The sequence below is a fragment of the Neobacillus niacini genome, from assembly GCF_030817595.1.
Classification (GTDB): domain Bacteria; phylum Bacillota; class Bacilli; order Bacillales; family Cytobacillaceae; genus Neobacillus; species Neobacillus niacini_G.
Genome location: NZ_JAUSZN010000001.1, coordinates 255,087 through 277,591, shown reverse-complemented (window position 1 = coordinate 277,591; position 22,505 = coordinate 255,087). Strand labels below are relative to the sequence as shown.

Sequence of the window (22,505 nt, the reverse complement as noted above, 5' to 3'; positions counted from 1 at the left end):
CTTTTCATCTCTATAAAATTTCCTCTTTCTTTTTCAACCAATCGGGCATATTTAATAGTTGATAAATGATAATAATCACTCCGGAAATAGGCACGATGGAATAAATCACTCCAACCGGAATTTGCAGAATCGGTGTTAATTGTGCCATGGTCGTATTTACAATGTTTAACCCGCCTTTGATCATGACTGCACCGGCAAAGCCAATAATGAACAAATCATTAACCATTCTAAGGGCCTTTTGATTTTTACCTTTTAATTTATCTAATACTCCGGTAATCGCCAAATGCTCGTTTGTACCGAAAGCATAACTTGCTCCCAACATTGTGGTCCATATGAGTCCGAAACGAAGCAACTCTTCAGTAATCGTGCTTGGATTCCCCAAAACATATCGGCTAAAGACCTGCCAGATTGCACCGAAAACCATGATGATGGTAAATACGCCCCCTACAAACATAATTAACTTATTAAGGAAACTTCGTATTGTTTTCATAACCTAAACTCCTTCTTTTAAATCACTGTCTTTCACATTGGTTCTTGTACAATCATGGTAACCTTTTCACGTAAATTAAATAGAAATGGCCAAGCAAATGTTTCCGCCGTCTATTATTACGACTAGCATGGCGGAGCTTGACCTTCTCCCTTTTATTTTAGAGCTTCAATAGCATCCATGATTTCTTTGATGTTAGGATCTTTCTTGCTGTACTCCTCATGCATAGGCTTAACCTTCTCGATAAATGGTTCTTTATCGACCTCAGTGAATTTCACGTCCATCTTGGACTCCGCTTCTGTTATTGCCTCTTCGATTGCTTTATTCCACAGTTCCTTTTGATATTCTGTAGAGGACGCCGCTGCATCAGTTAGAATTTTCTGCTGTTCTTCAGATAGGCTGTTCCATGTAGTAGCACTCATAACAAGAATATCCGGAATCATTGTATGTTCATTAATAGAAAACTCTTTCGCAACTTCTCCGTGCTTCCCAGTTGTTAATGCGGTTTCATTGCTTTCCGCTCCATCGATAACTCCCGCTTGCAGTGCCGTATAAACCTCACCGTACGCCATTGGCGTTGCGTTCCCACCTAATAACTTGACCATATCTATTGCAGTCGGTGAATCCTGAACACGAATCTTTAAACCTTTTAAATCATCCGGAGTCTTTATAACCTTATCTTTCGTATAGAAGCTTCTTGCTCCGGAATCATAGTAGGTCAAACCTACAAATCCTTTATCCTTGTTTGCACCGTAAAGCTTCTGAACCGCTTCCGATTCCATAGATTTATAAAAATGATCCTTGCTGACGAATAAATATGGGAGGCTGAAAACAGCATATTCAGGAGCAAAGCTCTCTAGGGCTGCTGCACTTACTTTCGTCATATCTACAGCTCCGCCTTGCAGCTGCTCTAGTACTTCCTTTTCCGCTCCAAGTACACCATTCGCAAAAATTTCAACTTTCATTTGCCCATCAGAGTTTTCTTCAACCTTCTCGGCGAAATCAGCAAGGGCTTTGTGAACCGGATGGTCTTCACTCATGTTATGGGCGAGCTTAAAAGTTTTCGCCTTAACTTCTGATTCCTTTCCGCCTCCGTCAGCAGTATTATTTGCTGCATTGCCACATCCAGCCAAAAGTCCAGCTGCTAAAATACCAGTTGTAACAAAAGATAACAATTTTCTCATTACAATTGACCCCCATTTTTTAAATTATTTATTATTCCTAAATCTCTGAAAAATGAATACAAGTCTTATGCTTATTTATACTTTGCTAGAATCATTTCCCCCCTAATACTCCTGCTTTAAACGTGATAAAAAATCTTCGTCTCCATTCATTTCAAATGAAAAGTGACATCTTTTTCCCCTATCAAGTTGTAAGCCTTTACGATTATAACGAAAAAAAAGAGACTCACAACAGAAGGACCTGAATAAAATATCAGGCAATCCGTGTGAGTCTCCATTTCTCCGTCACATATTATTAACTTAATCACTATATTAATAGGTTTTGAAAACGATGTCAATCTGTTTTTTTCATAGTCATTAAAACTTGAAAAAAGCATTTGAAATTGTATACGAAACTATTAAAGCAGCCCCACCAAGCGTTAACCTTGTGGGGCAGTTTAATAGTTTCTTATTGTTTCATCAATCTTGATAATACGCAATATAAGCTGGGTTCATTGTATCTTAATCTTGATCAGCCTTCCACAAATGATCCTTAACAAATTCAGCATAGAACAACTGCCAAACTTCCCAGTCATGTGCAGCAGGAATTTCAAGATAAGAGTGGTCGATATTCCTATCATCCAGTGCCTTGCTTAAATCTTGTACAGGTTTAAGCCCAAAATCCCAAGTACCAGCACCCATCATTACGGAAGGTTTGTCCAAATTGCTGTAAGTGTCGATATTATTCAGTTCATCTCCAGTAGCAGCTGCACTCCAAATACCAAAATAAGCAAACTCATCAGCATGGTGGTAATACATCCGGCTGGTGGTTATTCCACCCATCGACAAACCAGCGTAAGCGCGACCCTCAGGCTTATCAGATACATTATAGTGAGATTCAATATAAGGCATAATATATTTAAACTGGTCCTCTTCTATTTTTTTGTAGTCCCATCCAAAATCTTGATTATTCATGGTGACTACAACAAAGGGCTCAGCAGTTCCATCTGCAATCAGATTATCCATAATATTAGCCACTGCACCCTCGTTCATCCAGCGCAATTCATTGCCGTACTTATCGCCGGAATTGCCATGGGACAGATAAAGTACCTTGTATGATTTATTGCGATTTTCATTGTATCCGTGAGGCAGGTAAACAGCTAGCCCGCGTGTATCACCGGCAGCTCCTGTATAAGCTACAGTTTCCACTTTGCCATTCTTATTTTTGCGGGGGAGCTCCACCGAGCGATCCAGCCACTCTCCCGTTCCCATTGTTTTCGAATTATACGGAACATAAACCATGCTTGACAGGCTATCAATACCTGTCGCAGTATTCATTAGCGTCGGATTGTTAGGATCATCCAGTCTTGCGGTTGTAGTACCATCCGGATTGGTGATGCGGAAATTGTAGACAAACGCCCCGCTAGACAGAGGAACTCTGACTCCCCAGAAATTTTTGCCCAGTTTTTCCATCGATACATAATATGTAGTATCAGCATTACCGCCAGCAGGGAACATACCTGCTTTATACTCCTCCGGTTTATATGGGCGAGTAAACCCATCTTCGATCGTGTAATGAAGGAATGTGTCACTATAGAGTTCAACCTTTGTTGCTGCTTTAGTCTTATCCTCGTAAATAAACGTTGCATAATAGCCGGTCGGAGAAGCAGCATCCGCCTCCACAGTTACACCAGGTTTATATCCAGCGTAGTCACCACCAGATGAATTTGAGGCAAAGACAGACTTATTGTTGCTGAAAATCGAGCATAACAAGAAAACCATGATTCCAAAAATTAAAACTCTTTTCATTACCTTACTCCTTTCTCTTATACAAAATTAGTTAGTAATATTAAGCTATATCAAGGTGTGACTTGATTATATAATTTTTCAAAATTTTTAGAAATGCAGAATAAAGAGGTTAATTTTCACAATAAAGAGGTGTTATTAACAGATCATCACCTCTCGCTCCCGCAGCCAAACTCAGTGATATTAAATTATCTTTATTAATACTAAAAAACCCTATAGTAAGACTTATTATCTCTGTCTATACTATAGGGCTTAATTTAATTGATGAGTTTGTTTAAACTATTCTCGGAAAAAAATTGACTTAACCAATTCTTCTTGGTTAATAGCTTTACTCTCGCTATTAGAAAATTCCATAGCTTCGATCAAAAGTAAAATGGCTAATGCTTGACCATAGGTCATCGGACTGATTGGAATATTTTTATAAAATTGAGCATCATTCCCTACAGGTGTTCCGTATGATACTTTTTGGACAATTCCATTTTCATCGATTTCCTTTAATTGGGCTTCTAAAGCTTTTAACCCTATTTGAAGGTATTCCTGATCAAGATAACCTTTTCTGACTCCTTTAATGATTCCAAAACCAAAAGCAGCTGTGGCAGAGGTTTCCTCATATGAACTTGGATCATCCAGAACGGTATGCCATAAGCCGCTTTCCGCCTGAAATTTAGCTAATGCCTTCACTTGACTAAACCATGTATCTAGTAAATATTCCTTGATACCTTTTTCTAACTCTACCATTTCAAAATACTCCAATAGTCCACAGGTATACCAGCCATTTCCTCTTCCCCAATGGACCGCACCATAGTTGTGGTTTTCGTTAAAATCCCAACCGTGAAAGAACAGACCGGTTTCTTTGTCAAATAAGTATTTAATATGAATCAAAAACTGCTTTTTCGATTCTTCAATATACTCAGGCCGATCGAAATAATTGCCTGCTTTTGCTAGAAACAGTACTGTCATAAACAATGTATCGATTAAAATTTGTCCTTCATTTGGATCCCCAGTTATCATGTGCTGAAGTGCACCGTCTCCTGTACGTAGCATCTCCTCCATAATCCAGGTACTCCATTCATCACATACCTCAATATATTTTGGATTGTTTGTTTCCTCAGCCAGATACATTAACGTGAGCATTGGCGACATTGTATTAACATTTTTTTCGGGCAGGCCATCTTGCAATCTTTGATTATACCAATTTAATAAAAAATCAAATGTTCCTTTGTCTTTCGTCAATTGATAGTATTTATAAAGACCATATATTCCAACACCCTGCGGCCATTCCCATAAATTGATGTCAATCAAACCAATGGGGAATTCTTCCACAAAGTCATCATCACTTTTTAATGATTTCATTGCTTTTGTAACAAGATGAAGTTTAGATTTAACTAATTCCGAATTAATGACCATTTTTCGATAACTCCTTCTATCTTCTGATTTCTATTTAATTGAACTTCCCCATCTACAATAAATGGTCCCTGCCAAGAGCTTTGAACCACTCCATGAATAGGGTCATTAAAATTGAATTCTTCTTGAATTTCTATTATTTCAGCTTTTAAAACGCTTTCTTTGAATTGGCTAAAGTCGGCAAATTGCAGGACATTGCTATTGCGTATAATCCAGGTATTTTCTCTTCCTCTTGAAATGAACTCTCGGTTTTGGTTCTGACCCTTGGTCTGCTGTTCGATCCCATTTTTTGCATAAAGGGCAACATAGGAATCTCCTTTTTTACCAAAAATCCAATTATTTGTAATTTGTGTTTGTTCAAAAGCCGCTATCGGGAAATAGGCATGAGTATATGCAATGTCATTTAAAGGGTCAATATTGTAATGAACAATAGCAATATCCTGGTATTGGTCAACTTTTGGAAGTATCCCATTCCCTGCCCAAAAACTTGGCCGACCAGTACCTAATTCCGCTTCTTCTCCGGGATGGTTAATCCATATAACCGCTTCTGGACTGACAATTGAATGGACAACGTGCTCTGAGTAGCCTCTATGACCCGGTCTGTACTCAACTGCACTTGATAATAATCCGTAACTGTTTTTAAAGGTGTAAAGATCGACAAAATTATCTGGTCCCTGATGATTTTTAAAGATTATAGACTCTTCAGGATTGAGAGTTAAGTATGCATTATAATTTGGCGGTTGATAATCAGACACACATAAGGATACTGCGGCATATGTAGAATTATTTAGATTTCCTTTGCCGTACGCAATCCAAAGTAAAGATGTCGTCGCATTATTATAATTTCCTTTAAGGTCCTTCTCGTAAATGCGGCCTTGAGAACAAGATAAATATCCTTTATAACTATTGATAGCCATTAATCTAAAGGTATCATCCAATGCTTTCTTAGCCAGATTTTTTAATTCCACGTCATTTATCAAATCATATATTGCCAAGAATCCCATCAAATTGATTGGTATATAGTAACTTGAATTCCACTCTGCCAAGAGTTCTCTATTATATTTTTCAAACCAATGTACCAGTCTTGATTTAGCTTTTTCGACATGTACCTCCCCAAGGACATTTGCATTTGTAAATCGTTCATTTGGAAATAACTGTCCTGCTAAATACTCGCATGTGTGGAAAAGCAAGGCATGATTTTCACTAAAATACCACATGACATCATCGCCCGGTTCATCAAACCAGTAACGATAATTTAGAATGGCCTGTTTGCATTCCTCCCAAAAGGAATCATCAAATAATCGGGAGTCACGAAAATCAATCCAAAAACGGAAGAGTTGATTATAATAAAAATCACTGCAATCAAATCTTTCATTAATAACATGAAGAGTATCCCTGACAATGGATTCAATCAATTCCAATTGCCTGCCTGTTTTGGCTAATGCATAGGCTCTATGCATATTGTTATTTCCATGATCAGCAATAAAGGAAAGTGCTTGCTGCTTTCTTTCCAAAATACTTTCAGGAACATTGGATGGTACTAAACTTTCCGGATAAACCTGAATGAATATATCTTTCTGAATAACCACAGAATGATACCGTATGGAAAGCTTCAACAGAGCATTAGCCATTCCAATGTCTTCTGCTTTACCAATCATTACGCTTTTACTGCCTGGAGAAACACTTCTAATAAATTCTCTTTTTTCTCCCCACCAAACAGTTTTAAGATTGCATTCCATATTAAGTGCTTGCTTTAAAGGGTTTTCAAAAATAAGGTTTATGTCTCCACGCTTGACCACGTCACTCGGAAAGTATGCATTTTTTAAAGCCTCTTCCAGCAAATGTATATCATTTGGATTGGCCTTTCCTATGGGAAGTACCATTTCAAGCTCGTCATGACCAAGGTAATCTAATTGAAAATAATAAAGGGCATCTCTCTCGGCAAGATCCTCAAATAATACTAAAAATTCATTATTTCCTTCTTGCAGCATGGCCTCAAATTGAATACTCTTCTCCTCGTTTCTAGTATAAGGAGAAAATTGCAATGCTTTTTCCCCATTTATCCAAAGAACAACATTGCCGCAAGTAAACAGTTTAAATGATGCCTTTTGCAGTTTAGTTGAACGAATATTTGTTACAGCCCATGCTTTTAGAAGGGTAGGCTTCTGCCAAAATCCAGATTTTTCAATTTTTTTATTGTTCCAAGGGAAATGCAAATTCCATTCATTTGTAGTGGAGCCAACTGTTAAGGATTTTCCAGGGTACACATCTTTTAGATCAATCTTTTCCTTTTTTTCCTTTTTTTCTGCGTCAATGAATACTTTTCGGTTTGGATTTTCAAAGATAGCAAATCCTTCTGTCAGCCAGCGATTCAAATCACCAGTAAAATCCATCGTTATCGGCTTAAATGATTTTTGCTCTTCAAATGTGTCTGTTACCAGCCAACGGTTTACCGAATGCTTATAAGACAATGGATAATAAATCTGATTCATATACTCCCTCCTTTATTGAAACCCCTTACACAAAAGAGGTGCAGGTGTTTCTTTATTAAATTTTACTAGTACAACAAAAGGTTCAAAGGTTGAAATTTTTGAGGTAATTGTTGAAAATTTTGACTAATAGATAATTTTAGTAGTTCAGTAAGCAATTGCGGCACCTCAGTAGCTGCCTATTATAAAATTCAAAAAGCCGCCCAAGAAAAATCTTGTTAACGGCTTTTTATGTCTAATTATTCTATTTAGCTAGTAGAAATATCACATTATAATCTCTTTTTTAAATTACTTGATTATAAAACTCAACCTGATCAACTGATAAACTTAATTCCGGTATATCTAAAAAGTTCTTTATAGCTAGGGCACATGCACCCATTACACACGCATTTGTACCAAAATCTGAAATGTATATTTCTTTATAATTACTAATCGAGGCTTTTAGGTTTGATTTGATTAGACTCATTGCTTCAGGAAACAATTTTAATAACTCACTATTTAAAACTAGTGTTTCAGGATTTAGAATATTAATGATATTGTTAAGTCCGATAGATACGTTCTTTATAAATTTATCAATTTGCTCCATAACTGTTGGGTTTCTCTCAATAACAAGATTTTCGATATCCTCGTAAGTCAATTTTGGTTTATTTAATTTTTCAGACAATTCATTAATGAAGCTTACTTCCGAAGCATACAACTCCCAACAACCAAAATTGCCACAATTACAAGGTTTTCCATTAGGATTAATAATCATGTGGCCCATTTCCCCTGCGTAACCATGATACCCTTTTACCAGTTCTCCGTTGATTAAAAACCCTATACCTATTCCGGAATACATACTAATACTTATTAAGTTCTTGCTTTGATGGAAATTATATACTTTTTCTGCAAATGAACATAAATTTGCATTATTTTCTACATAAACTACTGTATTTAAAATCTTCTCAAGGTCACGCTTTAAGTCCTTATTGTACCACTTATGTTGTGGCACAAAAGAGATGGTTTCGTCATTCTTCACAGTTCCATGAACTCCAATGGACACACCAACAATTCCAAAACAACTATCAGAAAATTTTTCTTGGTACCCTCTAATTTGGGCGATTAAAAGATGAAGAATCTCATCATAGTTTGAATTCTCCAATTCTACATGATCTGAATGAACTGGGTTCCCCTTTAAATCACATACAGTAAATGTAATATTCCGATAATCCAGATCAATTCCTAAAGCATACCCCGCATTTTGCCTTAGTGAAAGCATAATGGGCTTTCTTCCAACACTGTTATACTCTTGCTGAGTTTCTATAATTAACCCATCCTCTAAAAGGTCCGAAACCTGTGAAGAAATGGTTGCCTTTGTTAATTTTGTAATATTTGATAGTTCAGCTCTTGAAATCATTTCATGTTTAATAATTTTACTTAAAACTAAGCTCTTATTTATCTTCTTGAGATAAGCACCAACACCAAGTTCCATAATGTTCACCCTACTGTTCAAATAAAATATCTTTAACTTCTTTAGTTCTTAAGCAAATCCTCCCTTAAAGTTAATTACCATTTGCAGCTTTTCGGTAAGAATTTGTTTGATCAACAGGAATGACAGCAGCTTTTATTGCCTCATCTACAGAAGATGTATATTTGTTTTTCTCTTGACCAGACCAATTAAATCTATCAGCTAAATAAGCAATTACTTGCTTCTTCCATTCTTTTACGGATTGTATATCAAATAAAATGGCACCTGTTCTACGGTTTAAGAAATCTATAGGTGTGGCAATCATTTCATGTTCAACGCTATAAAGTAATTTTGCAAATAACACCGTAGGTAATTGATATTTTTTTGCATCAGACATATTATTTTTCAACAATTCAAACACTGTATTACTATTGGACCCATATGTTTTCACTAATGTTTCAGCCTCTTCTTTTGTAAGACCTATTTCCATACCTCTTCTAACTGTTGCAGTAATAAAAGATGGAAATTGTTTTGAACCTCCTACATCACCACCTGAAATTGGGAGATACTTCGTTTGACACGATTTGAAACTTCTCCCCTCTTCTGATTTTAATTTTGCAGCCAATAAATCAACCACCATTTCAGCCATTTTTCGGTATCCTGTTAATTTACCTCCAGCAATGGTAATCAACTCCGATTTCGATTCCCATATCTCATCTTTTCGAGAAATTTCTGATGCATTCTTTCCTTCTTCGTAAATAAGCGGTCGTACACCAGCCCAGCTCGATTCGACATCTTTTTCACTTATTTTCACTTCAGGGAACATATAATCAATCGCATTTAAAATATAACTACGATCACTTTCTGTCATATTAGGGTTTACGGCATCTTCATTATAGAAAGTATCTGTTGTTCCGACATAGACCTTTCCGTCACGAGGGATCGCAAACACCATACGGCCGTCTGGTGTGTCAAAATAGATGGCTTGTTTCAAAGGAAAACGGGATTGGTCAATCACTAAGTGAACACCTTTTGAAAGCAGTAGGACTTTCCCTTTTTTGGATTTATCCATTTCACGAATTTGATCCACCCATGGTCCAGCAGCATTAACGATCTTTTTGGCATGTATTTCATACATCTCTCCTGTAAATTGATCTTGGACCAAGGCACCAATTACTTTTCCATTTTCATAAAGAAGCTTTGATACTTTTGTATAGTTACAAGCAATTGCCCCTTTTGCCACCGCCGCTTTCATGACCTCAATGGTCAGCCTTGCATCATCTGTACGATATTCAACATAATAACCGCCACCCTTTAAACCAGATTTTTTGATAAGCGGCTCTTTTTCTAATGTTGACTGTGAGGTTAGCATTTTTCTCCGTTCCGACTTTTTAACACCAGCTAAGAAATCGTATACACGCAGACCAATGGATGTGCTAATTTTCCCAAAAGTACCACCCTTATGAAGTGGCAATAACATCCATTCAGGCGTTGTCACATGCGGACCATTTTCGTAGACAATCGCCCTTTCTTTTCCAACCTCTGCCACCATTTTAACTTCAAATTGTTTTAGATATCTAAGGCCGCCGTGAACTAATTTTGTCGACCTGCTTGAGGTCCCGGCAGCGAAGTCTTGCATTTCAACTAGGGCCGTATTCATCCCACGGGATTGAGCATCAAGGGCAATACCAGCTCCTGTAATTCCTCCGCCTATAACTAATACATCAAAAACTTGTGTTTTAAATTTGTTAACAAATTCAGTTCGATTTAGGTTTGAAAATTTCATAATGTACTACTCCTCCTGCTTGTATAATAGATTTATTTTTTTTAGATGAAATAAAAAGAGACCACAAAGACATTATCAATATTGATAATGTTTTTGTGGTCTCTCCGACTTCTCCTGCCATGTATTAACTTGCTTTTAGTATAACATTAAGTAAGGAAATTGAAAATAATTATTTAAAAGCCATTGTTGCTTTCACTGCTTTTTTCCAACCGTCATATAATTTATTCCGATTTTCATCAGACATCTTTGGTAAAATCGTTCGGTCAACCGCCCATTGCTTTGCAATTTCCTCTTGGCTTTCCCAGAAGCCAACAGCAAGTCCTGCTAAATATGCTGCTCCTAATGCGGTAGTTTCATTTACAACTGGTCTTTCTACTGGAACATCCAAAATATCACTTTGGAACTCCATTAGGAAATTGTTTTTCACCGCCCCGCCATCAACACGGAGAGTTTTTAGTTCAATTCCAGAATCAGCTTCCATGGCAGATAAGACATCTTTTGTTTGGTATGCAAGTGATTCTAACGTAGCGCGTATTAAATGTTCCTTTGTCGTACCACGGGTTAAACCAAAAACGGCACCTTGTACATCACTATCCCAATATGGAGTTCCTAGGCCTACAAACGCTGGGACCATATAGACTCCATCGCTGGAATCAACTTTTAATGCATATGCTTCACTATCCTTTGCATCTTTAAACATTCTTAACCCATCACGAAGCCACTGAATGGCAGAACCCGCCACAAAAATACTACCCTCAAGTGCGTATTCTACTTTTCCATTCAGCCCCCATGCTATAGTGGTTAATAATCCATGCCCTGAGCGAACAGCTTTCTCCCCCGTATTCTTTAACATAAAGCAGCCAGTACCATAGGTGTTTTTCGCCATTCCTTCGTCAAAGCACGCTTGTCCGAACAATGCAGCCTGCTGATCACCAGCAATCCCAGATATTGGAATCTCGTTCCCGAAAAAGTGATAATCAACCGTTTTCCCATAGATTTCAGATGAGGGTCTAACCTCGGGCAGCATAGATTTAGGTACACCTAAAATATCCAATAATTCATCATCCCACTTTAATTCATAGATGTTGAACATTAAGGTTCGTGAAGCATTAGAATAATCGGTTACATGTGCACGGCCTCCGGATAGTTTCCAAACCAGCCAAGTATCAACAGTACCAAATATTAATTTTCCTTGATCCGCTTTTTCACGTGCCCCTTCCACATGATCGAGGATCCATTTTACCTTTGTTCCTGAAAAGTAAGGATCAATTAACAGTCCAGTTTTGTTACGAAATAGGTCATTATAACCATTTTCTCTCAAATCTTCACAAATCTCAGTTGTTTGTCTTGATTGCCAAACAATGGCATTATAAACTGGATGGCCTGTTTCCTTGTCCCAGACTATAGCTGTTTCGCGTTGGTTTGTAATCCCTATCCCTGCAATTTGTTCAGGTTTAATTTCGGATTCTGATAAGACTTCGGCAACAACCGAAAGAATGGAACCCCAAATTTCATTAGGATTGTGTTCGACCCAGCCTGGCTTTGGAAAATATTGCGTGATTTCCTTTTGTGCAGAATGAACAATTTCTCCATTTTTATTAAATATAATCGCACGTGAACTAGTTGTCCCCTGGTCTATAGATAAAATGTATTTTTCCACTATTAATTTCCCCCCAAAATACCATCTTCCAAAAATATCTTCTTATATATGAAGATAAAAAAGGAGATTCACAAAACAGAATTAACCACAAATGGGTCTCTGCGTGAATCTCCTACTCTCCGTCACATACTGTTAACTTGTTGAGGAAAGTATACAATTCTACTAAAACCCATGTCAACAACTTTTTTAACATGAGTATGTTATTAATATGTTAAAAAAAACCCTCCCATAATTCTCGTTTTGAAGTCGTGATAGCTGTAGCGCCGGCCATTAGTGCAGCATCCACATCTTCAGAGTTTCGAATTAACCCCCCAGCCAAAATGGGTATTCCAACACTCTCCTTAACTTCCGCAATAATTTTCGGCATTGCCCCAGGCAGGACTTCAATGTAATCGGGCTGGGTTTTTGTTATTAATTTATAGCTTTTTTCAAGAGCATGACTATCGATTAGGAAGATTCTTTGTACCGCAATTACACCTTTTTGCTTTGCCTTTTGAATCACACTAGATTTAGTTGAGATTAAGCCATACGGCTTGAATTCTTGACAAATATACTCTGTGGCATAATCATCATTTTTTATGCCGTGGATTAAGTCCACATGGTAAATCATTTTCTTCCCTTTTTCCTTAGCCATACTATTAATATGTTTTAACTGAGCAATATGCATATCTAAAAATACACCAATCTCGTAAGGACTTCTCAAAAAGGATTCGAATTCCTTCATATTAGAAGAGGCAGGGATGATTTTCTGGTTCATAACATTAATCCTTTCCTCTCTGTTCTTATTATTTAAAGGTCATAAACACATCAATATAGTCCATAGATCTTTGACTCAAGATTTTTCAATAACTTGCTGAATGGTTTGATGATTGAAGGTTATCAGGCACGTCATATCTATTTTCACTCTGATTAGTGTGACTTCCCTCAATCGCTTCTCTAATTTTTTCTGCCACTGCATCCATTGCCTCTTGTGAGGTTACTTCCCCATTTAGAGCACTGATGATTAAGTCTCTCATATCAGTGGAAATCTGGGAAATGACCTCTTGATTGCGCCAATCTTCCGCTGCAATTATTGGCGTATTTTCTAATTCATTTGAAAATGTTTTAAACATCTCTTTGCCAAACTCGTAGTTTAATTCATTGTTATCTAATCGTGAACTTAACAACAGAGACTCTTGATTGAATTTTGCATTAACTTCCTTTGTTGATAAATATTTAATAAAATCAGCTGTTTCTTCTTCTACCTCAGTATTTTTGAAGCCCATGATATATTTTCCACCAGGCACAGAAGAACGAATCTCTTTTTTAGGAAGATAGGTTACCCCCCACTCAAAATTCTCAATATCGCTATAGTTGCTTAGAATCCAGTTTCCAGATAAGTGAGCAGCAGCCTGTCCTGAGCGGAAAAGTTTAATTGGATCGTCCACACCTAACCAAACCGATTCAGGAATGATCGCATCTTTATGAAGTTTGATAAAATAATCTAATGCTGCTACGCCTTTTTCATTATTGATTGCTGGTGCAGAACCATCTTCTGTCATGAGGCTTCCGCCAAATTGATAAACTAAAGTGGAATATCTGCGAGGGGTAAAATCAACTAACAGCCCTTGTTTTGCCCCGCCTTTTACTTTCACTGTTTTAAGAGCTTCGGCAAATTCATCCCAGGTCCAAACTTCGTCAGGGGTTTGCGGAACTTGCACTCCTGCTTTACTAAACAATGATTTGTTATAGATGATGCTGGTTGCCGTAACATCCATCGGTGCTGCAATAATTCTATTCTCTTTTACATAATAAGGTTTAATTGCTGGGAGAAATTGAGAAGTAAATTCTTCCTCTCCCCCAACATATGGTGTAAGATCTAATGCAAAGTCAGCGAAATTCCCAGTATCTGTTATTCGTGCTAATGCTGGAGGTTCCCCGCCTGCAATCATTCTTTTTAATTTGGTATCTAAATCTTGATAAGCTACTTCTATTAATTTAATTTCAACATTTTGATTTTTTGCCTGATAATCCTTGATAATCTCTTTCATTACCTTTCCCTCTACACCGTCACTAAACCATAGGAAATCCAAGGTAACCTTCTTTTCATTGTCTGTTCCGATTGTTTCTTTTTGACTTGGGTTGTTATCACAGGCTGAAAGTATAACTACAAAAATCGATGTTATAAAAAAAATAGAAATCGTTTTCAATGATTGTTTCATAGGATGATACTTCCCTTTCTATAATGGTACATTCGGGATATGAAATTCTTAAAATCCCACTATACATTATACAAGAAAAATACCCTATAGTTAGACTGTTTATGTATATCTATACTATAGGGTCTATTTAATAATGAGGGAGAAAATCCTTTAAATTTTATAGATAGTAAACAAAACTTCCATTATCTGTTTGTTGTAAAGGCTGTCCGTTCACCACTAGCTCCCGTGTTTCACCTTTTGGCAAATGGAATGTAATTTGTTTATATGACAACTCGAAGACCCCTTCTTTTTCTAAAGAAACTTCCAATCGATCACTAGTTGTTTTCATGTGGACATGAAGATTAGTATGATTTTCTTGAAAATTTGAAGAGATTCCGTCATCCTCGTACAATACATAATCTGATGTACCTGTTTGTTGATGAGGGAACAACTCAAATCCCCGTTCATCGTTTGTTTTTGTTAGAAATGAACAGTCTGCATCATTCACTGGAATGATACTGCCTTCTTTTACAAGGAAAGGCGCATATGTTAATGGTGCAGGTACCGTTACAGTTTGTCCACTTTCATACCAAGTTGATGTATGATAATCGTACCACCCGCCATCAAACTTTGGTAAATAAACTGTCCGCTCAGTTGCTCCTTCTTCTACCACAGATGTCACTAGAATGGAATCACCTAACATAAAATCATCACATTCTTCAAATGTCTTTTTATCTTGACCAAACTCGTAGAATGTTGGTTTAATGATAGGCTCATACTGATCGTGAGCATTGTATAACAAAGTATACAAATATGGAGTTAATCTGTGTCTAAACTTAATTAAATCCCTTATATGGCCAGCTGTTTCTTCATACATCCAAGGAACATTGACCGTTTGGTCGTCATTCCATGAATGAATCGTAAATCTAGGATAGAAAATTCCATTTTGCACCCAACGGACAAATAATTCCGGTGACGGAGCAGGGCCGGAAAATCCGCCAATATCATGACCGATATTATATACACCCGATAAGCTTAAACCAACGGCCATTTTAATATTGTATTTTACGGTTTTCCAGCTCGTATAATTATCACCTGTCCATGTTTGAACATATCGCTGCATCCCTGGGCTACCGGATCGTGAAATTAAATATGGTCTTACTTCTGGTGAAAATTCCTTTTGTGCCTCATAGGAAGCTTTCATCATTAATAATGGCTGTAAGGCACGTACAAGTTCAAAATTTACCTCTTGTCCAAACCCATTGCTTTTTACATTTTTCGTCCAAATTTCAAACTCATTGTTATCATTCCATGTAGAATCAATACCATATTCCAGTAATGCTTCAGTTACCTTCTTTTTCCACCATGCATAAGTTTCTTTATTTGTAAAATCCAAATAGGCTCCTACTTCATCCCAAAATTGTGCCATTTCAGGCGTTTTGCCATCTTCCGATTTAATAAACATCCCTTTATCTTGTAATTCTTCGAATAATGGGTGGTCTTTTAACAAGCAAGGCTTGATGTTCGCACAAAGATGCACATTCTTTTCATGATATCCATCTGTGAACCCTTTAGGGTCTGGAAACTTATCTCTATTCCAGTTAAATACATAACGTTTATCCCCAATAGACGTATAGCCTGATGATAATTGGAACGAATCACAAATAATATCATGTTCTTCACATAATTGCAGGAATTCATTTAATCTTTCTTGGGATTTCGGTAAATCTGTATATGTCATCGTAGATCCCGAATAGCCCAAGCTCCATTTTGGCTGAAAAATCGGTTTCCCGGTTAACCAAGTGTATCTTTTTACAACATCCTTTACTTCCGGACCAGCAATGATATAGTAATCTAAATCACCGGCATCTGATTGGAAATAGCGATACCAGCCATGATAATTATCCATTTCATTTCCCATATCAAATACTGCTTTTGACATATTATCGTAAAATATTCCAAATGAAATATTTGTTTTATCATTTCGGGTGATATAAAACGGGATATGTTTGTACAATGGGTCAGTATATTGGGCATCGTAACCCATTGGATCAACGTTCAACATACGATAGCGCTTACCGTAGCGGTCGGTTTCGCCCGCCTTTTCCCCTAAACCGTAATAACTTTCTTCTCTCGTTCTCTCGATATAATGAAATATTCCTTCACCTAATGAACCATCAAAATTATAGGCTTGTGTTTTTCGGTCATTCATAAAATGAATATAATCTGATTGTTCCGAATCCTTATGGTACCAATGTATATTGAATCCATTTAGTTTAATTTCAACTTTTAATGCAGATGTTTCAATATAAAATACTTCATCTCTTTCGTACGAAACATAGGTTGGCAAACTAAATGGACTAATATCCAAACGTTGTCTGCCTTCCATAGGAACATCATCCATTCCCGGTGCAACTAACCAAGTTTGTGGCAGCGATAGCTCTTCACCATCTGTCATCAAAACACGAACAATATCATTTTCTAAAACAAATACTCTAGCAATAAAATTACTATGATCTAATTTAAAAGATAAACAATTATTGTCTTCATTGATAAACTTGAACATGTATTTTTCACGGATTGACATAATTTTTTCACCTTACGCTTTCTAGAGAGTGACTTACTCAAGCAGATTTTATTTTACTTTCATCATTATCCTTCCAGATGTCCTCATACTTAAACCCAGTAAGATTTTCAACAACTTCTTTTGTTTGTGGATCCACTTTAAGTTTTGAACCATTATTTTTTAATCTATCAATCTCATCGACTAATATTTTATGAGTTTGTTTATTTAATTTAAAAGTGAAAACCACTAGTAATGCTGCAACAAGAAGAACTGAAGCGCCAATGACCATAGTATAGACGATGGTATGAACTGCCTCTGCTGTTTGTGTTTTTTCTCCTGCAACAAAACCGCCCCATTGTAGTACAAGTCCCACAACCATAGTAGCCAATGCAACAGACGTTTTTCTGGCGAATGTCATAACTGCTGCAAACAATCCTTCTCGCCTTTGTCTCGTTACAATCTCGTCAATATCCGGAATGAAAGGGAATACATTCCACGGTGTAAAGTCTAAAATTGCTCTGCCAACTTGATAAAAAGCAGCAATCACAAACAGCATGACGACCATCGAATCAGGCTTAGTTAAATAGACTACATAAAACGCTCCCAAACAGATAAGCATTACGGAATAGGAGATTTTATACAAATTACCAGGACCAACTTTTATCATTAAGAAACCAGCTACCAGCATAATAGGCACCCCAATTATACTGAGTGATAGTAAGTCTGCAGCAAGTGAAGATGATATACTTAGAGCAAACACACAGAAATAAACAAAAACAGCATTAAATACGTCTTTAGCAGTGAAGGATAATAAATAGATCGCTAAATGTTTACGAAAGCTTTTTATTTTCAAGGTAGTCCAATATTCCTTTAAAACGGATCCAATCGCACTTAGTGTTTCACCAAAACTTTTAGATTTGCCCGATTGGACGATTAATTCTCTTTCTTCTTCAGGTGTAAGCTTGTTTTCCCACGTTACTTTATAAGAGATAAAGATACAAATCGCAAACAGTATGGCAAAAAATACAGCATTGATAAAATAAGCATACGCATTATCTTCACCAAAGTAAGCGATTAACCGTGCAGGAACAAACGTGGCTAAAAATACACCTGTACCAGACATAAACATTCTTGCTGTGGATAATTTTGTTCTTTCATTAAAATCCTTTGTCATTTCGGATGGCAGCGTTTCCCAAGGAATTAATACTAAAGCCATAACGATTTCAAATAACAGATAGCTTAAAAGGTAGTACCAATAATTCATTCCTGTAAACCACAGCAACACATATGTGGCCATGAGCGGCGAACCAATTAATAGAAAGAAACGGCGTCTGCCAAACTTTCTTCCCAATTTAAATTTATAGAAGTTATCTGTGATACTGCCGATAGATAAGCTCACTACCGCATCTACTATACGAGCAATAGCAATAATGGAGGCCCCTTCAACAGGAGTCAAACCAACAAATGTTGTATAGTAATACATTAACCAAGCGGCAATAACGGTGAAAGCACCTCCACCCATGATGTCCGTTAATCCATAACCAATGGCTCTAGGTATGGTAATCTTTTTCTTACTGTTTGTCATATAATCCCCTTCTCTCTCCTAAAAAGATTTAACTACTTTTCTCCCTGTTCCCAGCCAACGATTTATTGGAGGGATAAAAATTAGGGATAATGTGTCTTTTCGTATATTCCCTCCTGCAATTGCAATCCCTTACAAAAGTAGTTGAAAGTGCTTTCTTGTTTTTAATTTTACCTAACTACCATTAGAGAGAAAGGTTGAAATTTTTGATGTAGTTGTTGAAAATATTGACTACCACAATAAAAAAACCGCAGCACATGAAATTCATGTGATACGGCCATGAGGGAGAAAGGTTGAAATTTTGATGTTTAAAAATTGATTACTTACATTTTTTATATTCAGAAGGTGTTGTTCTCATAATTTTCTTAAAAACTTGACCAAAATATCTTGCATCAAGAAATCCTACCATAATTGAAACCTCGTTGGCTTTTAAATCAGTAGTAGTTAAAAGTTTTTGTGCCTCCTGAATCCGTTTTTCGGTTAAGAAATTACTAAGATTTTCCCCAGTATCCTTTTTAAAGGTCCGGCTTAAGTAACTAACACTAACATCAAGTTGTTCTGCAATAAACTGTGCATTTAAATCTGGATTACCATATTGTTGTTCAATAATTCGTTTTGCCTGCTCAACTACACCTAAGTTATTTTTATTCATTGTTTCATAAAGATGATTTTTCACCTTCACACAGGTTTGCTTCATAAATTCAAGTAGTTGTTCAAAGGTTTTACACCGTTCAAGTTGTTCATACCCAACGGTCATTGAAAAATTTTTATCCCATTTTGCAACGATCAATCCTAATTTAATTAATAACTCTAAGCAAAGATTTAATACTAACTGTCTATCAAATGTGTATTTTAGCTCCTTGAATAGTCCCTCAATTTGAAGCAGTATCTTCTCAAGTTCCCATTCTTCAAACTTTTCAATAAAGTTCGATAATTCAGCTGAAAAATTATTGTTAAAATGTTCGGTGCTAGATTCAGAATATATATGAATCTTCCCTTTCCCAACAAAATAACCCCGTGATAATGCTTTGATTGATTGTAAGTAAGAGGAGTGTAAGGTATTGATAGACGTAAACATTCCTCCAATACCCATTGAAACATGGATGCGATTCTCAAAAGAAAAATAACTCAATATATGTTCAGCAATATCTTTTAATCGTGTTTCTACCACTTTATCTGGCAATAATAGTGAGAATGAAGGTATTACCAAAAGTTTTTGATCATTGGTTACAAATCTTGCTTCCATATTTTTTGTTTGTAATAAGTCCTTGATTGATTTTGTAACAGTATCATTTTGTATATCACTATCCATTTCTACTGTTATCACGGCACCTTTTCCAGGCGTAAGATCGATGCTTTGTTTTATATTTTGTGTCGGTACTATCCCCTTAACCGTCATCTCATATAATAAAGATTGTTCTATAATGGGTATACTCTCCTGAAGAGCATTTTCCAAATATTCATAGTTTTTCTCTTTATCTCTTTTTTGTTCTATAGTATTTACTGCATTTTTAATCACTGCCATTACTTCATCGACGACTGTGGGTTTAAGTAAATAATCAAAAACGCCATATTTAAAGGCTTCTTTAGCAAATGTAAACTCATCATATCCTGACAAGAGAATCATTAAGATATCTTTATGATTTTGATGAACGAACTCCGCCAATTCTAGGCCTGTATGTCCCGGCATAACAATATCAGACACTACGATATCTGGCTTAAGTTGATTAATTAGTTTTTTTCCTTCGTAACCATTCGAAGCCATTCCACAAATTTCGCAGCCAAGGGCTGGCCAATCGATTTTTTCAGATAATCCTTTACTAATAAATGGTTCATCGTCAATAATTAGTACTTTCAACATTTAGACTCCCTCCCTTCTTATAGGTAAAGTCAACTCAAACGAGGTTCCCACGTTAATATTACTTTTAATCTTTAAACCATTATCATCACCAAATAATAATTGAATCCGGTTTTGAACATTTAATATCCCATTTCCTGTTCCTCTGTTGTCATCAAGACTTACATATCTACCCTCGGAAAGAGCGGCGACTTTATTTTCATCCATACCAACTCCATTATCTAAAACTTCAATGTGTAATTTGTTATTTTTAATTTTCCCATTGATAAATAAATATCCGTTGCCAATTTTCTTTTCAATACCATGAATCATAGCATTTTCAACGATTGGCTGCAGAATCAGTTTTGGAACTAAACAATTTTTTGCCTCTGGATTAATGTTAACAGAATAATGAATTCTGTCTTGAAACCTAATTTTTTGAATCGTCATATAATCATCAATATAATTAATCTCTTCTTCAAGTCTAATGAACTCACCATTATTCGTTATACTTTTTTTCAACAGCCTACTTAAAGAGGTGGTCATTTTACTAACTTCTTCTGATTTCCCAAATTGTGCCATCCAATTGATTGTGTCTAGAGTATTATAAAGAAAATGTGGATTTATCTGGGCTCGAAGTGCTCTTAGCTGTGCGTCTTTTTCATTAATATCCTTCTGATAGATGTCCGAAATTAAGTTGTTAATTTTACTCATCATTCTATTAAAGCTTTCGCCAACTCTACCAAGCTCATCCGAACGGTCGATTTGAAGCTGAACATTGAAGTTATCTTTTTCAACCTCATCCATCACCAAACTTAATTTGTTTAAGGGTCTGACAATATAATTAGTACTAATCCAAATGATAATGATACCAATAATGATCGCTACTATTCCAATTAGAAAGATGGTCTTACCAATAAGTGCTGGCCCTTCCGAAATCTCATTTAAACTTATTAAAGAAATGATTTTCCACCCGGTTAATTCAGATTGATAATTGTTTATAATCATTTTCCCAGAATCCGGGATTTCTATTAATGTATCGGAATTAGCTAAATGTTTAGATGAATTTGACAGCCATGATGTAACCGCACTTAATTCCTTATCATTTGAATTAGACATAACCACATTATTTTCTTTATCCAGTATAATGATATGTCTTTCTTCCGTTGGATCAAATTTCTGAATCCGTTCCTGTAAATATGCTTTATCCATAGACATTGTAAGATAACCAATGACTTTCATTTTATAAGAGTGTATATCGTAAATTGTCCGATTAGCTGTAATCACAGACTTCTCAACGCTCCAAGTGACTTTTCCACTTGGATCATAGATCTCGGGACGTAATGTATTAAAATATTCATAGTTATTGTTATTAACACTTCTTCTTAAATTGACTCTTAATCCTTCAGTGTCATAAAGATAGACAAGATCAACTTCATTGAACATAACTGTTTCATCTGTTATTTTGGATAATAAGTTTTTATTTAAGAGGTTTTTATCTTTACTATTTTGGTATGCATCTGGCAATAGCCCTTGTACATCATTGTTGAAAGTTACACCATCCATCACACGATTAAAGGATTCCACCATATTATCTATACTTTTACTAATTTGCATGACCATAACAGTGTTATATCTAATTGCCTCATTAATCTGGATTTTTATAGCAATCGTATAGGTAATAATTGCAGTCAACCCAATTATTAGACTGATACTTAGAGCATTCTGGAATAACAATTGATTTTTCAAATGGCGAAATCTTAAGAAACGTTTAAACTTCATATTCCTGCACCGTTACTTCTAAATCAAATACATTTTTTATAAAAGGTACCTTGACTTTTATATTTAAAACGACCAGTGGCAAACTAAATTCACTTAATCTATATAACCCTTGAATAAATCCCGTCATCCTATTCCCCTTCTTAGAGCATTTCTATTGTGAAATCATTTTATTTATCTTAATATAACAAAATTTAATCAAATAGATAAGTGCCTGATACATTCCAATAACTTCAACAAAATTATTACCATGAAAAAAATCTCTTTTTCCGAAAGAATAGACAGCATCAGAGAGGTTTCGTTATCAAACTAGAATAAGTTG

15 protein-coding genes are annotated in these 22,505 nt (G+C 36.1%); all 15 read right to left on the bottom strand.

Annotated features, from left to right (window positions below; translation table 11 throughout):
• Positions 1-10: 10 nt before the first annotated feature.
• Complete coding sequence (locus QFZ31_RS01415) at positions 11-490, bottom strand: TRAP transporter small permease (RefSeq protein WP_307300278.1); 480 nt, start codon at positions 488-490, stop codon at positions 11-13.
• Between the two features lie 152 nt (positions 491-642).
• Positions 643-1,671: a TRAP transporter substrate-binding protein gene (locus QFZ31_RS01410; protein WP_307300274.1), complete on the bottom strand. Its 1,029-nt coding sequence runs from the start codon at positions 1,669-1,671 to the stop codon at positions 643-645.
• Positions 1,672-2,169: 498 nt separating this feature from the next.
• A complete protein-coding gene (locus QFZ31_RS01405) occupies positions 2,170-3,456 on the bottom strand; it encodes an alpha/beta hydrolase (RefSeq protein WP_307300271.1) in 1,287 nt (428 codons plus the stop codon).
• A 276-nt stretch (positions 3,457-3,732) separates the two neighbouring features.
• Positions 3,733-4,860, bottom strand: a complete 1,128-nt coding sequence (locus tag QFZ31_RS01400) for a glycoside hydrolase family 105 protein (protein ID WP_307300269.1) — start codon at positions 4,858-4,860, stop codon at positions 3,733-3,735.
• A complete protein-coding gene (locus QFZ31_RS01395; protein ID WP_307300268.1) occupies positions 4,839-7,349 on the bottom strand; it encodes a hypothetical protein in 2,511 nt (836 codons plus the stop codon). Before QFZ31_RS01395 ends, QFZ31_RS01400 begins: the two co-directional genes overlap by 22 nt.
• A 280-nt stretch (positions 7,350-7,629) precedes the next feature.
• A complete protein-coding gene (locus tag QFZ31_RS01390; RefSeq protein ID WP_307300267.1) occupies positions 7,630-8,817 on the bottom strand; it encodes an ROK family transcriptional regulator in 1,188 nt (395 codons plus the stop codon).
• A 70-nt stretch (positions 8,818-8,887) separates the two neighbouring features.
• Entirely contained in the window at positions 8,888-10,579 is a 1,692-nt protein-coding gene (locus QFZ31_RS01385) for a glycerol-3-phosphate dehydrogenase/oxidase (RefSeq protein ID WP_307300265.1), read from the bottom strand.
• A 169-nt stretch (positions 10,580-10,748) separates the two neighbouring features.
• Positions 10,749-12,239 carry a glycerol kinase GlpK gene (glpK, locus tag QFZ31_RS01380; protein WP_307300264.1) on the bottom strand — a complete coding sequence of 497 codons (1,491 nt, stop codon included), beginning with the start codon at positions 12,237-12,239 and terminating at the stop codon, positions 10,749-10,751.
• A gap of 211 nt (positions 12,240-12,450) precedes the next feature.
• On the bottom strand, positions 12,451-12,996 hold the full coding sequence (locus QFZ31_RS01375; protein WP_307300263.1) for a glycerol-3-phosphate responsive antiterminator: 546 nt from the start codon (positions 12,994-12,996) through the stop codon (positions 12,451-12,453).
• Positions 12,997-13,081: 85 nt separating this feature from the next.
• Positions 13,082-14,440 (bottom strand): ABC transporter substrate-binding protein, encoded by a 1,359-nt coding sequence (locus QFZ31_RS01370; RefSeq protein WP_307300261.1) that lies wholly within the window; start codon positions 14,438-14,440, stop codon positions 13,082-13,084.
• A gap of 157 nt (positions 14,441-14,597) precedes the next feature.
• Complete coding sequence (locus QFZ31_RS01365) at positions 14,598-17,006, bottom strand: glycoside hydrolase family 31 protein (RefSeq protein ID WP_307300259.1); 2,409 nt, start codon at positions 17,004-17,006, stop codon at positions 14,598-14,600.
• Between the two features lie 37 nt (positions 17,007-17,043).
• Complete coding sequence (locus QFZ31_RS01360; RefSeq protein ID WP_307300258.1) at positions 17,044-18,570, bottom strand: MFS transporter; 1,527 nt, start codon at positions 18,568-18,570, stop codon at positions 17,044-17,046.
• A 316-nt stretch (positions 18,571-18,886) separates the two neighbouring features.
• On the bottom strand, positions 18,887-20,428 hold the full coding sequence (locus QFZ31_RS01355) for a response regulator (protein ID WP_307300256.1): 1,542 nt from the start codon (positions 20,426-20,428) through the stop codon (positions 18,887-18,889).
• A complete protein-coding gene (locus QFZ31_RS01350) occupies positions 20,429-22,186 on the bottom strand; it encodes a sensor histidine kinase (RefSeq protein WP_307300254.1) in 1,758 nt (585 codons plus the stop codon).
• Complete coding sequence (locus QFZ31_RS01345) at positions 22,176-22,313, bottom strand: hypothetical protein (RefSeq protein WP_307300251.1); 138 nt, start codon at positions 22,311-22,313, stop codon at positions 22,176-22,178. The genes QFZ31_RS01350 and QFZ31_RS01345 overlap by 11 nt, the downstream gene beginning before the upstream one ends.
• Positions 22,314-22,505: the final 192 nt, after the last annotated feature.